This is a genomic window from archaeon CG10_big_fil_rev_8_21_14_0_10_43_11 (assembly GCA_002763265.1).
GTDB lineage: Archaea > Nanobdellota > Nanobdellia > PEZQ01 > PEZQ01 > PEZQ01.
Map to the genome: position 1 here is coordinate 40,753 of PEZQ01000009.1, position 12,051 is coordinate 52,803.

Consider the following 12,051-nt stretch of genomic DNA (forward strand, 5'->3'; position numbering starts at 1 on the left):
CTTTAAATGTTGTCATAGTTAATTATATCATTACTAGTTGATTATTCCTCTTTTTTTGAGTGAAAGAAGCAGAAAAAGCACGCGAATTGTGTTGTCCCGCTAAATCCTACAAGAGAGGAACACACTAACGCGCTTTATAAGTCTTGCGTATCCTGTTTTTTCAATAATGAATAGGTAATGCTCTTTTCAAACAGCCACAATAGTTAAAAAGGCATGCCGTAGAAAAAACACCAATGAGACCGCACATACGCGCTGATAAAGACGCATACAAAGCATGGGTCAACTCGCTTAGCATTAAAAACGAGCATGAAGGCGAGAAACTCAAGAAAGTGATTATTGACCGGTTCCACACCTTTTTTGATGAAGTTGACGGGTTTGATTTGCTCTTTTCTGGCGGTGTTGACTCAACTACTATTGCGTTTCTTGCAAAGCAGCGGGGCAAAAAGTTTACGGCACTTGCTGCAGGCGTTAAAGACAGTTCTGACCTTATGTGGGCAAAAGGTGCTGCAGAAGATTTGGGGTTTCCCATTAAAACCGTTGAGTTTGGTGAAAACGAATTAACGCGCGACCTTCCTGAAATTGTCCGCATTATCAACACAACAGACCCGGTAAAAATCAGCATTGCCGTTCCCTTCTATTACGCGCTCAAAGCATCAAAAAACAGCGTGGTGTTCTCAGGGCTTGGAAGCGAAGAACTCTTTGCAGGATACCAGCGCCACGAGCAGGCAAAAAATGTTAATGAAGAATGCCTTACTGGTCTTAAGTTAATGTGGGAACGAGATATGGAACGAGACATCCCGCTTATGAACTATTATGGAAAAACACACATGCTCCCTTTTCTTGACTCAGAACTCGTCAGTTACGCGCTGCCCATAAAAGCAGAGCTTAAAATAAAAGACTCCTACAAGAAATGGATATTTCGCGATGCCGCATCAAAGCTTGGCGTGCCAAAGAAGTTTGCGTGGCGCGCAAAAAAAGCTGCGCAATACGGCAGTGGCACGATGAAACTTATGAAACGCGTTGCCAAGAAAAACAAGATGACCGTTAAAGAATGGGTTGTTTCACATAAAGCGTAATCGCGCGGTTAAGTCTTCAATTTCTTTATGCGCTGACTGTTCAACATCGTTTGTTTTGCGTGAGTCATCCTCAACAGGCACAGAAGCAATGCTTTGCGGTGAGAGTTTATTTTTAAGCAGGGTGTAGTGCATATTAAGCACGTCCTGAAATTCATCAAACTTGAGGCGCACGCCATTATGCAGGGTTTCTAAGTGCTCGATAAACTCAAGAAAATGGGCGCGAATCAGGCTTTTGTTTTCTTGTGAAAACGTGCCGCGAAGCACGATATCACAGCGTTTTGTTGACTGGTCAATGCGCAGTACTGCTGAGCTCCCGCCAACAAGTTTGCTAAAACGGAACAGGAATGTGCTGTGTTGTTTTGATTTCCCGTATGCAGAGTTGTTTTGAAAAATAATTGAGCCAAGAGGCAGGATGTCAAAATCAATATTGCATGAATCCTTTACGGTTACTAACTCCATAACGAGAACGTGAAACACATTTAATAATAAATACTTATTGCAACTCATCAATCACATTTATAAACCCATAGACAATAAACAAGATTATTGAAAACGAAAAAAGAGAGTAAAAAGACACCATTAGAACGTGATTTTTTACACTTATTTATCAAAAAAATATATATAAAATGATTAGTTATGCCAGTAGAAATTTTCTCAATCGGCGGATATGAAGAAGTTGGCCGCAACATGACCGCGGTCAAAGTTGATGATGAAATCGTCATTCTCGACATGGGCTGGGACTTAAGCAAAGTCCTGCTCTTACCTAAAGAAAAAGAATGGAGAGAAATGAGCGTTCAAGAACTCATTGAAATCCAGGCGTTTCCTGATGACGAGATTCTCATCCCCTATCGCAAACAAGTAAAAGCTATTGTGTGCTCACACGCACACCTTGACCATATTAGTGCTATTCCAAAAATGGCACCAACCTATGGAAAAGCGCCAATTATTGGCGCACCCTTCACGTTAGAAGTGCTTAAAGCGCTTATCAAAGATACAAACGTGAAACTCCCAAACCAACTTCTGGCTCTCAAACCAGGTCAGACAAAAAAACTCACAAAAAGCATCAGTATCGAGTTTATTTACACAACGCATTCAACTGTTGAGTGCTCTATTGTTGCCGTGCACACGCCCTATGGCGTTGTGGTGTACGCAAACGACTGGAAGTTTGATGAACAACCGGTTCTTGGACCGCGAACAGACACAAAACGCCTCAAAGAATTGGGAAAAAGCAAAGACGTGCTCGCCCTTGTCTCATGCTGTTTGAACGTTGAAAAACCAACCAAAACATTTTCAGAAGTGGTTGTTCGTGAAATGCTCAGAGACATTCTCTTTGGCATTGAAAACGACGGCAAAGGAATTGTGATTACTACGTTCGCGTCACACATTTCGCGCATCAAAACCATTGTTGAACTCTCCAAGAAGTTGGGACGAAAACCCGTCTTGTTTGGCAGCAGCATGGCAAAATACATGAATGCCGCAGAAAAAGTGGGCATTGTCAATCTCAAAGAGGACATTGAACTTTATGCGCGCGGACCTGACGTGAAAAAGAAAATGCGCGAAATCATGAAAGAAGGAAAACACAAGTACCTGCTCATTACCACCGGCCACCAGGGCGAGCCAGGAGCGGTGCTTGACCGTCTTTCAAAAAAAGAGTTGCCCTACAAGCTCTCGCAAGGAGACCAAATCATTTTCTCATCAAATGTGATACCCTCTCCAGTTAACATTTCAAACGTTGCCGAGCTTGAACAACGACTCAAACGATTTCATCCGCGTATTTTCAAAGACGTGCACGCAAGCGGGCATGCAAGCAAAGAAGACCATCGTGATTTGATGAAAATGCTTCGCCCAAAAAACTACATTCCGTGTCACGGACCAGTAGACATGCTTGCAAACGCTATCAGCCTTGCATACGACTTTAACATGCGTCTTGGAAAAGAAGCACACATCCTCCAAAACGGCCAGCGTCTCGCATTGGAGTGAGTTAAGCAACGTTTTCAAGCGCAACTAAATATTGTTTAACAAACAGTTTATCCTCCTTAGACAACGCGTCTAAGGGGATGGCCTTTCTTTTTTTGTCAAATGAACTCATCTTGTTAGTAACAAATTGTTCCATGCCCTTGTAGAGAAGCATGTACCACGTGACAATGGAATTTTCCCGCTCGAAAAACGTGGCTTTGCGCCAATTATTAGAAAGCTCAATTGAACGCGCATAACGGTCATTGCCAAATCCCATGAATGTTTTCTTTTTAAACACGCGTTTGTCGTCAAGCAACGCGCATAAATTACTCTGAGTACCCTTAGCAATACTAGTACCAAACCATTCAAGAAGCATCTCCACATCCTCAACAGAACTGCGCGCGTCACCCGCAATATCTGATGCAATACCGCCAAGTTCAGGACGTGCATGCGCGCCAAGAGCCTTGTTTGCGTGCAGTAAAAAAGAAAACCAATCGTTGTAATGCGGCGCAGTATATACCTTATTTCTAAAATTAATAGTGAAACGGTCAAAATCAAATTGTGCTAAGCCGTCATTAAACAATTCTTTGAGTTGCCTATTTTTTTTAAGATGCGCCACTAATGTCTGCACTTCGTTGTAATTAATCTCGCTCCAGTGCGCTTGATAAAATGAGTCATGCAGGAGATGCGCGTACAAATTGTCAAAACCGCGCGTCAGCATAGCACCAAACTTGTCAACGAAATCAGCATAGGGCTCTTTAAAATCATGCACGGCAAATTTGCCGTCATCAAGTAATTGATTGAGAATTTCCTCTCTAACACTTGCTGCAAGCACATAAGACATACCTGCTCAAGAGTGTGTTTAGAAATTTATACTTTGTTATTGCGCGCGAGACTTGGTTGGACTCAAGAAGGAGAATCTTAATTAATTAGAACTGACTTGAAAAGATACAGAATGGATGAAATCATTGAGAAGTACGCGCTTAAAAACGCGGTAGAACATGATGGACGCGCAGAAGCAAAGGCGATTTTCTCAAAAGTCGTGCAAGAAGAACCGTCAGTGCGTGAAAGCGTTGCGTTTGCCATGAAACGCATTCAAGAAATTGTAGACCAGGTTAACCGGCTTGATATTTCTTCCCAAAAAGTGCGCTTACTAAAAATTGACCCGCACATTCTTGACAAAAAAGAAGTGTCAAAAAAAGAACTTAAACTTCCAAACGTAAAAGGTAACGTCACGATGCGTTATGCGCCAAACCCAAACGCAAGCATGCATATTGGTAACGCGCGCGTTGCTATTCTTAATGATTATTTCGTGCAAAAATATGGGGGAACCTTTATTCTTCGCTATGATGATACTGACCCAAAAAACGAGAACAAAAGACCGGTAAAAGAAGCGTACACGCAATTGCAAAAAGACCTTGACTGGCTGCGCGTCTACGTGCACAAAGAATCACGCGCAAGCGCTCGTCTTGATCGCTACTATCACGTCATGGCAGGTCTTCTCAAAAAGAATCGCGCGTACGTGTGCACATGCGACGCAGCTGAATGGCGTGAACGCAGAGGGGCGGGCGTTGCGTGCCCGTGCCGTATGCAATCTATTTATGAGAACGAACGCAAGTGGTCACTTATGCTCTCTGCGGAGTTAAAAGAAGGACACGCTGTTGTGCGCATCAAAACAGACATGAAATACAAAGACCCGGCGCAACGCGATTGGGTGGCATTTCGCATTATTGACAAGCCAAATCATGCCATGACAAAAAACAAATTTACCGTCTGGCCGCTTCTTGATTTTGCAAGTGCAATAGATGACCACGATTTTGGTGTCACCCATATTTTACGCGGTCAAGACCTTGCTATTTCAACTCTGCGCCAAAAATGGGTGTACACGTATCTTGGTTGGGACTATCCTACCACAATAACGCTGGGCCACATGGGTTTTGTTGGTCCCGGAACGTTTAGTAAAAGCCTCATACGCGAAGGTATTGAAAAAGGAATATACACTGGCTGGGATGACCCGCAACTGCCTATGATTGCATCATATGAACGCAGAGGATTCCACCCAAACGCGATTCGAAAACTCATTATTGACGCGGGCGTGACTGGCGGAAAAATAAGCCTGTCAGAAGAAATGCTTGCTGCACATGACAAGGATTTAATTGACAGCGAGACAAAACGTTACTTCTTTGTCAAAGACCAAACACGCGCAAAAGTAGAAGGTCTTGAAGACATTTCTGAGGTTACCATTCAAAACCATCCTACTAATGAAGCACTTGGCTCTCGCAAAGTGAATGTTGCAAGCACGCTCTACTTGAACCGTGAAGACCTTGCAAATATTAAAAAAAGCAAGAAAACGCGGCTTATGAATATTGGCAACGTAGTGAAAAAAGATGCAAAAACCCTTGCTATTAAAGGAGATATTTCAGTATTGCATAACCTGCAAAAAATTCAGTGGGTTAATCATGAAGGCAAGAAGTGCGTCGTGCTCATGGCTGATGGCACAACCATTGAGGGCATTGCAGAACTGGCAGCTGCAAAAGAAAAAATCGGCACTACCCTCCAATTTGTGCGCTTTGGTTTTGTCAGACTTGACAAGAAAACTCCGCTCACGTTTGTGTACGCGCACAACTAACGTTTGATAGGGAAAAGTTTTTTTAACTCTTTAACGCTTCTAACACACGTATGATTCCAACTCACGTATTCTTTGCAAAAGGCGTTGGCGTGCACAAAGACAAGCTCGCTTCATTTGAGCTCGCGCTGCGTGACGCGGGCATTGAAAAATGCAACCTTGTCTATGTCTCAAGCATCTTGCCGCCAAATTGCAAAGTTATTACCAAAGCGCAGGGAACAAAATTACTTTCTCCAGGACAAATCACATTCTGTGTAATGGCTCGCTCAGAAACAAACGAGCCAAACCGGCTTATTTCAGCAGCTATCGGCGTTGCCCACACCAAAAAAGAAACGTACGGCTACTTGTCAGAACATCACGGTCATGGCGAGACTAAAAAGAAATCAGGAGATTACGCTGAAGACCTTGCAGCAACTATGCTTGCAACCACGCTTGGACTCGAGTTTGACCCGGAAACCGCGTGGGACGAGCGTAAAAAATTATACAAAGCAAGCGGCAAAGAATTCAAAACCAGAAACATCTGCCAGTCAGCCGAAGGAAACAAAGACGGCAAATGGACAACCGTCATCGCATGCGCAGTATTTCCAAGCATGAACACGCAAGCAACAGACTCTCTTAAAAAAATATGAACGCCAAAAAAGCCAGCCTTCAGAACCACGCTACCAATCAACGACCAAGAAATAGAAGAATACCTGAAAAAAGAGTTTCCTGGACATGCCTTAGGATTAACTAAATCCTTCAGCAAACACACAAAAAACACCACAGGTTACACAGAAGTTTATCTAACAAAGAACGATGTTCACAAGCTTTTCAACCAAACAGGGTTCGCCAAGAAAGGCAACATAATAGTTTTTGAAGCCACGAACAATGAGCTGTTTGGTTCTGAAAACAATGTTTGCTCTAAACAATTAACGTTCGCGGACATGTATGCTAAAGGATTAGAACAATGTTTTGAACTGATTAGTAAATTCACAACTGAACAGGCATAAACAACTTAAAGATAAGCCAACTTAATAATTTAATATAAATAAAAAAAGTAAGAAAATACCAAGATAGGCATTTCCGATAGTGCAATTGAGGAGTACTAATTTCTTGGTTATAAAGTTTTCCTACTTGGATGTATAAAATGGAAAATGATAATAATCAAGGACGCATGGAAGATTTGCATTCTTTCTTTTCAGATCTAATAATCGATAAAGCAGAAAAACTGGATATAAAAACTGCCAAAACAATAATACAGAATTACGTAAAAATAGATAGGGAAGGGGGTATAGAATTTAATGAAGAATTTGAAAAATTAACTAATGGCAAAAAGATAGGGGTATATTTAGTTGCAAAGAAAGTTTCAGCAATGTTAGGTTTCATTCCCAGTGAAAAAGCTTCACAAAAAGACATATCCAAAGAAACTACTATTGCTATCGGTTCAGTTAAAAATATGTTAGGAACACAATTATCAAATTTTGTCACTAATGAAAAAGGCTACTTCATGATTAATTACAAATTAAAAAAGTTTCTTGATCAACTTGAGGGCAAACAGAATGAAAAATAATTATGAACTACTTAAAGAAAAGTTACCTGAAATTGTTGAATTTGTTAAACAACTACCTGAAAACCTTCAGGAAAAATCTCTTGAAATGCTATTATTATCATTATTTGAAGGGAATATTAAAAAAGAAAGTTCTGAACCCATAATCTTGCCAGAAAGATCTCAGGACATAAAACAAATTAACAAACTAGGTTATAAAACAGATTCAGGTGAATTTCATTTCTTACTAAGAAACATATCAAATTTAAAAGCCAAAAATGGCATTGACGCGATAAAAAGACTAATTTATGTATTGATAAGAATATATACTCAAGTAATGGATGTAGAAACAATATCAAGAAAAGATATAATAAACCCAGAATTAAAAAACTGGAGATTATATCATGGGAGCTCATATGATTTTTTAGCAAATGATAGAGGCATCTTAAAAAACAATGACAATTATTCTCTTGATAAAACAGCAGAAATAGAAGCAGATGAATTTATAAGCGAAGTTTTAAATGACTCAATAGAACAGGGATGGGTACCATCTTCTAAACGTAAATCAAACAAAAAATTAGGAAAAAAGACAGAAGATGGATAAGATTAATTTCAAACAAATATTTTCAAACATTCCGGAGAATATAATATCAGAGTTAGAAAAAAGATACACAGAATTATTCACAAACTATTATCATAAACGATTCGAACCTTCTGAACTTAATGGTGCCAAATTCTGTGAATGTATAGTTAGAACTTTACAATTCATAACAACCGGTTCTTATACACCATTCGGGCAAAATTTAGGAAAAGATTTTAGTCAAATAATACGAGGTTTTGAGAATAATACAAATTTTTCTGACAGCATACGTCTTCATATCCCAAGATTAGTAAACTCAATTTATACAATACGTAATCATAGAGGAGTTGGCCATATAGGCAATAATATAGACCCTAATGAGATGGATGCAAATATTATAATCTCTAGTGTTCGATGGATTTTAGCAGAATTAGTTAGAGAAACACAAGCAATTTCAGTTGATGAGGCTATAAAAACTGTCAAAATATTGACAAACATTGACTATCCTATTGTTTGGGAAGTTAACAACAAAAAAAGAATCTTGAATATAAAACTTACATACAAAGAAAAAATATTAGTTCTTTTATATTCAAATTTTCCGGACCAAATGAATTATAGCACTCTTTTTTCTAATATAGAACATTCAAACACAAGTAACTTCAAAAAACTACTTAAAAAAATGCATAAAGAAAAGTTTATAGAATTTGATGAAAAACAGGATATTATAAGCATATCACCAAAAGGAAGTGAGTTTGTTTATAAAAATATAGATTTAACAAAAATCTAAAAATCACTATTTAAATATTTCTTTGAACATTTTCTTGCATGATTGGATTTACTCATGTTAGCCTAGCTCTGTTGTTGGGCAGTTTGTTTTTCAGGAATGATGGTTTTGCCATGTTCTTAGTCATTATCGGTTCTTTGCTTCCAGACATTGACTATCCTTTCAGTTTAATAGGGCAATTCTTTCAGAGAATTATTTTTTGGCTGAACGAGAATTACGGGCACGGGGAGTCACGCACTCTTGGATTATGCTACTAATATTTTTACTGCCTGCAATACTATTGAATTATGCTTACGGCTTTGCTTTAAGCTTAGGAATACTCTCTCACTTCCTTCTGGACATGCTAACTAACTGAGGCATTCAGCTACTCTATCCTTACAACGCTAGCTTTGTAGTATTTAACGGAAGATTTGAAACAGGCTCAAAGTTTGACATTGGATTAGGATTTTTTTTCTTTGCTTGCTGGCTACTGTTAACTGTTTTTACATAAAATTACTTACTCTAGAATACTCTCGATTGTATTCGCTAAAAGTTCTGCAAACTCAGGTTTAAATTTCATACTGCGCGTGTTATTATACTCTGCTTCCTGAACAACATATTCATTCAGGTTATGTTTTTTCAAACTCTCAAAAATCCTATAACCATCTCGAATGAATGGAAGAAACAATTTACCATCTGTATAACTAGCTAAGCTACGTGTTCTGCGTAATAATTCAGTTCTAAGTTCTTCTTCATTCTTCTCTCCTAATTCTAATTTTAACCATATTATATCCCCAGTATATCTTTCAATGAGGTGATTTTCTCCAGTTAACTCTCCTAAACCAACAGCCCAGATATTGTTCCCTACTTTTAGTACATTAATACTATTATAAACCATATAACCACGCTTATTTTGATCAAAGTAATCTAGAGCTATAACAGATGTAGGCCTTTTCCCAAAAATTGGATCTTTCGCAAAAATTGGATCTTGATTTTGATATTCTTCTGGAAAATCAATTGTTTTAAACAAATACTTTTCTGATAAAATAGAATAAACATTTTCAAGCAATTCCCTACTACCTAAAGAATTTTTATTGCTCATGATTCAATTAAAATTACAATACGTTTAAAACATTTTATGTACAAGAAACATATTTCCGCCAGTAAATAACCCGCTTTTATCTAACTTATATTATCTCAGTTTTTGGGAGTCTTAGTTTAGGATAGGTATAATAAAAAATAACTGGAGTAAGAAGCTGGCTTTAGCATAGAGCAAACGTTTAAATACTGATGAGGTTTCGTGAAGAATTAACCGATGATAAGAGGTGACTATTGACAATGAATGCTGAAAACGCAGCAAATGAGTTAACCAATAAGGTTTATGAACTTTTAGAAACAACTGCTAATACCGGAAAAATCCGAAAAGGAACAAATGAAGTAACAAAAGCAATTGAACGCAGTGTTGCAAAGCTTGTAGTGGTCGCAAAAGACGTTGACCCAAAAGCAATTGTAGCACACCTACCGCTTTTGTGCAAAGAACGGAACATTGCATACATTGAGGTTCCAAGCAAGAAAGAACTTGGCGCAAGCATCAACCTTAAAGTAAGTTGCGCAAGCGCAGCCCTTGTTGACGAAGGTGATGCAAGAAAATTGTTCAAAGAAGTTGTAGAACACGTTCGCGCACTAAACAAGAAACAGGAATAAGACCATGAGCCGAAAAGACAAAGGCATGAAAGACGTTGAAATCAAAGATGAAGACGTCGATGAAGAAACCTTTACCGCAATAGGCGCGCCTGCAAAAGTTGTTGAAATTGTAGGGCGCGTAGGCGTGCGAGGAGAAGCAACGCAAGTGCGCTGCAAAATCATTGACGGCTCAAGTAAAGGAAAAGTGGTGCGAAGAAACGTAAAAGGACCGGTTCGAATGGATGACCTACTCATGCTCAAACAAGTTGAACTTGAAGCACAACCACTAAACGGCAAGAGGAGATAAGACCATGAAGTGCAGTTTTTGCGAAAAAGACATTGACAAAGGAACAGGAAAACAATACTTCAAAGCAGACGGAACAACGTACAATTTCTGTTCACGAAAATGCCAAAAAAACATGCTGGTACTTAAACGAAAACCCCTCAAAGTAAAATGGGTGACAAAGAGATGACTGATGTGATGATTGTGCTTAGCCAAATGAACAAAGCAAAAAACGTTGTTGCAGACGTAAAACGGCTCCAAAAACTCTTTTGGGATGATGCAGACATCATGGCAACAAACGAGATACAAATCATCACCACCAAGCAATGGGCAGACAAGTACAAAAACGACGTACAGGCGCTAGCAGACGAGAAAGGCTACTCAATGGAAATCATTGAAGCACCTCAACAATAACCATACATCCTTTTTTTTATCACACCAATTCCAGCATTTGCTGCGCATTTAAAAATTAGCGGACAACACAATGCATTGTTGTTGACTATACGCGGTGCACAGTTACACTAGTCTTATATAGAAACAAACCATAAACATTAACGCGCGTTACTTTCGGCGCGCGTGGGGAATGCATTTTTTCGCAAAACAGCCATGAACATCATAAAACGGGACGGGACTATTGCTGACTTTGACGAGTCACGCATCAAAAACGCGATTGCAAAAGCAGTTATGGCAACGCACACAACACTCTCAAGTGATGCAATAGACCAAATCACGCACGACGTGTTTTTAGAAATTGAAGAACGGTTCACTGACCTGTACCCTAATGTAGAGAACGTGCAGGATGTTGTTGAAAAAAACCTGGTTAAAAACGGTTTTTATGAAGTGGCAAAAGCCTATATTCTCTACCGCGCAGAGCGTCAAAAAGAGCGTGAAGTTGAAAAAGAAAAAAACATTGAACGCTCATTTCATGGGCAAATACGCGTTAAAAAAGAAAACGGAAAATTCGTTATTTTTGACCCATACAAGCTCAAAAAATCAATTCGTCTTGCAGCGCGCGGATATGAGGACAGTATTGACGAAGAACTCATCTTTAAAGAATCGCTCAAAAACGTGTTTGACACAATCACCTCAAAAGACCTCACTAAAGTTGCGGTTATTTCTGCAGCAACATTTATTGAACGCGACCCCGCCTACAGTATTGTTGCGTCACGACTGTTTCGCCAAAGACTCTACAAAGAAGTGATTGGTGAATCACTGACTGATAAATCACTTGAAACAGCGTACAAAAACGCGTTTGTCCGAAGCATCCAAAATGGTCTTGCCTATGAATTGCTTGATGAACGCATGAGCGAATTTGACCTCAAAGAACTTGCAGACTACCTCAACATAGAACGCGACGAACATATTGAATACATGGGAATCCACACGCTCTATGACCGATATTATCTACGAAAAGACGGACACCGCCTTGAACTTCCGCAAGGATTTTGGATGCGCATTGCAATGGGTCTTGCACTCAATGAAAAAGACAAAACTGCGCGCGCAAAAGAATTCTATGATGTGATTTCAACTATGCATTTCATGCCCTCAACTCCAACCCT

Annotated in this window: 16 protein-coding genes; 13 read left to right on the forward strand and 3 right to left on the reverse strand. The window is 39.3% G+C overall.

Annotated features, from left to right (window positions below; all coding sequences use genetic code 11):
• Window positions 1-233 precede the first annotated feature (233 nt).
• Window positions 234-1,076 (forward strand): hypothetical protein, encoded by an 843-nt coding sequence (locus COT72_04960; GenBank protein PIN99756.1) that lies wholly within the window; start codon window positions 234-236, stop codon window positions 1,074-1,076.
• On the opposite strand, the gene COT72_04965 is transcribed toward COT72_04960, so the two are convergent.
• Window positions 1,062-1,535, reverse strand: a complete 474-nt coding sequence (locus COT72_04965) for a hypothetical protein (protein PIN99757.1) — start codon at window positions 1,533-1,535, stop codon at window positions 1,062-1,064. The genes COT72_04960 and COT72_04965 overlap by 15 nt on opposite strands.
• Window positions 1,536-1,712: 177 nt before the next feature.
• On the opposite strand from COT72_04965, the gene COT72_04970 reads away from it, so the two are divergent.
• The gene (locus COT72_04970; protein ID PIN99758.1) at window positions 1,713-3,056 is read left to right on the forward strand and encodes a ribonuclease J; all 1,344 of its coding nucleotides are present in this window, start codon (window positions 1,713-1,715) and stop codon (window positions 3,054-3,056) included.
• A gap of 1 nt (window position 3,057) precedes the next feature.
• Here COT72_04970 and COT72_04975 read toward each other — a convergent pair whose 3' ends face one another.
• Window positions 3,058-3,876: a hypothetical protein gene (locus COT72_04975; GenBank protein PIN99759.1), complete on the reverse strand. Its 819-nt coding sequence runs from the start codon at window positions 3,874-3,876 to the stop codon at window positions 3,058-3,060.
• A gap of 111 nt (window positions 3,877-3,987) precedes the next feature.
• Between COT72_04975 and COT72_04980 the strand changes: the two genes are divergently transcribed.
• The 6 genes from COT72_04980 to COT72_05005 all read left to right on the forward strand — a co-directional run bounded on the left by COT72_04980 (window position 3,988) and on the right by COT72_05005 (window position 8,804).
• Window positions 3,988-5,661, forward strand: a complete 1,674-nt coding sequence (locus COT72_04980) for a glutamate--tRNA ligase (protein PIN99760.1) — start codon at window positions 3,988-3,990, stop codon at window positions 5,659-5,661.
• 50 nt (window positions 5,662-5,711) lie between these two features.
• A complete protein-coding gene (locus tag COT72_04985; GenBank protein PIN99761.1) occupies window positions 5,712-6,287 on the forward strand; it encodes an arginine decarboxylase, pyruvoyl-dependent in 576 nt (191 codons plus the stop codon).
• Window positions 6,288-6,784: 497 nt separating this feature from the next.
• Window positions 6,785-7,207, forward strand: coding sequence for a hypothetical protein (locus COT72_04990; protein ID PIN99762.1), 423 nt, complete (start codon window positions 6,785-6,787; stop codon window positions 7,205-7,207).
• Complete coding sequence (locus COT72_04995; GenBank protein ID PIN99763.1) at window positions 7,197-7,787, forward strand: hypothetical protein; 591 nt, start codon at window positions 7,197-7,199, stop codon at window positions 7,785-7,787. Before COT72_04990 ends, COT72_04995 begins: the two co-directional genes overlap by 11 nt.
• A complete protein-coding gene (locus COT72_05000; GenBank protein ID PIN99764.1) occupies window positions 7,780-8,550 on the forward strand; it encodes a hypothetical protein in 771 nt (256 codons plus the stop codon). Before COT72_04995 ends, COT72_05000 begins: the two co-directional genes overlap by 8 nt.
• A gap of 38 nt (window positions 8,551-8,588) precedes the next feature.
• Entirely contained in the window at window positions 8,589-8,804 is a 216-nt protein-coding gene (locus tag COT72_05005; GenBank protein ID PIN99765.1) for a hypothetical protein, read from the forward strand.
• A 239-nt stretch (window positions 8,805-9,043) separates the two neighbouring features.
• On the opposite strand, the gene COT72_05010 is transcribed toward COT72_05005, so the two are convergent.
• Window positions 9,044-9,628: a hypothetical protein gene (locus COT72_05010; GenBank protein PIN99766.1), complete on the reverse strand. Its 585-nt coding sequence runs from the start codon at window positions 9,626-9,628 to the stop codon at window positions 9,044-9,046.
• A 236-nt stretch (window positions 9,629-9,864) separates the two neighbouring features.
• Here COT72_05010 and rpl7ae point away from each other — a divergent pair, with 236 nt between their 5' ends.
• From rpl7ae to COT72_05035, 5 genes are all read left to right on the forward strand, one after another.
• Window positions 9,865-10,230 (forward strand): 50S ribosomal protein L7ae, encoded by a 366-nt coding sequence (gene rpl7ae, locus COT72_05015; protein PIN99767.1) that lies wholly within the window; start codon window positions 9,865-9,867, stop codon window positions 10,228-10,230.
• Window positions 10,231-10,255: 25 nt separating this feature from the next.
• Window positions 10,256-10,516, forward strand: a complete 261-nt coding sequence (locus tag COT72_05020; GenBank protein ID PIN99773.1) for a 30S ribosomal protein S28e — start codon at window positions 10,256-10,258, stop codon at window positions 10,514-10,516.
• Between the two features lie 4 nt (window positions 10,517-10,520).
• The gene (locus COT72_05025; protein ID PIN99768.1) at window positions 10,521-10,682 is read left to right on the forward strand and encodes a 50S ribosomal protein L24e; all 162 of its coding nucleotides are present in this window, start codon (window positions 10,521-10,523) and stop codon (window positions 10,680-10,682) included.
• Window positions 10,664-10,906 (forward strand): hypothetical protein, encoded by a 243-nt coding sequence (locus COT72_05030; protein PIN99769.1) that lies wholly within the window; start codon window positions 10,664-10,666, stop codon window positions 10,904-10,906. The genes COT72_05025 and COT72_05030 overlap by 19 nt, the downstream gene beginning before the upstream one ends.
• A 192-nt stretch (window positions 10,907-11,098) precedes the next feature.
• A partial coding sequence (locus tag COT72_05035; GenBank protein PIN99770.1) for a ribonucleoside-diphosphate reductase subunit alpha occupies window positions 11,099-12,051 on the forward strand: 953 nt, incomplete at its 3' end.

Excerpts from the sequence above, each read along its gene's own strand:
- COT72_04960 (PIN99756.1), top strand. The coding sequence starts at position 234 with ATGAGACCGCACATACGCGCTGATAAAGACGCATACAAAGCATGGGTC.
- COT72_04965 (PIN99757.1), bottom strand. The coding sequence starts at position 1,535 with ATGGAGTTAGTAACCGTAAAGGATTCATGCAATATTGATTTTGACATC.
- COT72_04970 (PIN99758.1), top strand. The coding sequence starts at position 1,713 with ATGCCAGTAGAAATTTTCTCAATCGGCGGATATGAAGAAGTTGGCCGC.
- COT72_04975 (PIN99759.1), bottom strand. The coding sequence starts at position 3,876 with ATGTCTTATGTGCTTGCAGCAAGTGTTAGAGAGGAAATTCTCAATCAA.
- COT72_04980 (PIN99760.1), top strand. The coding sequence starts at position 3,988 with ATGGATGAAATCATTGAGAAGTACGCGCTTAAAAACGCGGTAGAACAT.
- COT72_04985 (PIN99761.1), top strand. The coding sequence starts at position 5,712 with ATGATTCCAACTCACGTATTCTTTGCAAAAGGCGTTGGCGTGCACAAA.
- COT72_04990 (PIN99762.1), top strand. The coding sequence starts at position 6,785 with ATGGAAAATGATAATAATCAAGGACGCATGGAAGATTTGCATTCTTTC.
- COT72_04995 (PIN99763.1), top strand. The coding sequence starts at position 7,197 with ATGAAAAATAATTATGAACTACTTAAAGAAAAGTTACCTGAAATTGTT.
- COT72_05000 (PIN99764.1), top strand. The coding sequence starts at position 7,780 with ATGGATAAGATTAATTTCAAACAAATATTTTCAAACATTCCGGAGAAT.
- COT72_05005 (PIN99765.1), top strand. The coding sequence starts at position 8,589 with ATGATTGGATTTACTCATGTTAGCCTAGCTCTGTTGTTGGGCAGTTTG.
- COT72_05010 (PIN99766.1), bottom strand. The coding sequence starts at position 9,628 with ATGAGCAATAAAAATTCTTTAGGTAGTAGGGAATTGCTTGAAAATGTT.
- rpl7ae (PIN99767.1), top strand. The coding sequence starts at position 9,865 with ATGAATGCTGAAAACGCAGCAAATGAGTTAACCAATAAGGTTTATGAA.
- COT72_05020 (PIN99773.1), top strand. The coding sequence starts at position 10,256 with ATGAAAGACGTTGAAATCAAAGATGAAGACGTCGATGAAGAAACCTTT.
- COT72_05025 (PIN99768.1), top strand. The coding sequence starts at position 10,521 with ATGAAGTGCAGTTTTTGCGAAAAAGACATTGACAAAGGAACAGGAAAA.
- COT72_05030 (PIN99769.1), top strand. The coding sequence starts at position 10,664 with ATGGGTGACAAAGAGATGACTGATGTGATGATTGTGCTTAGCCAAATG.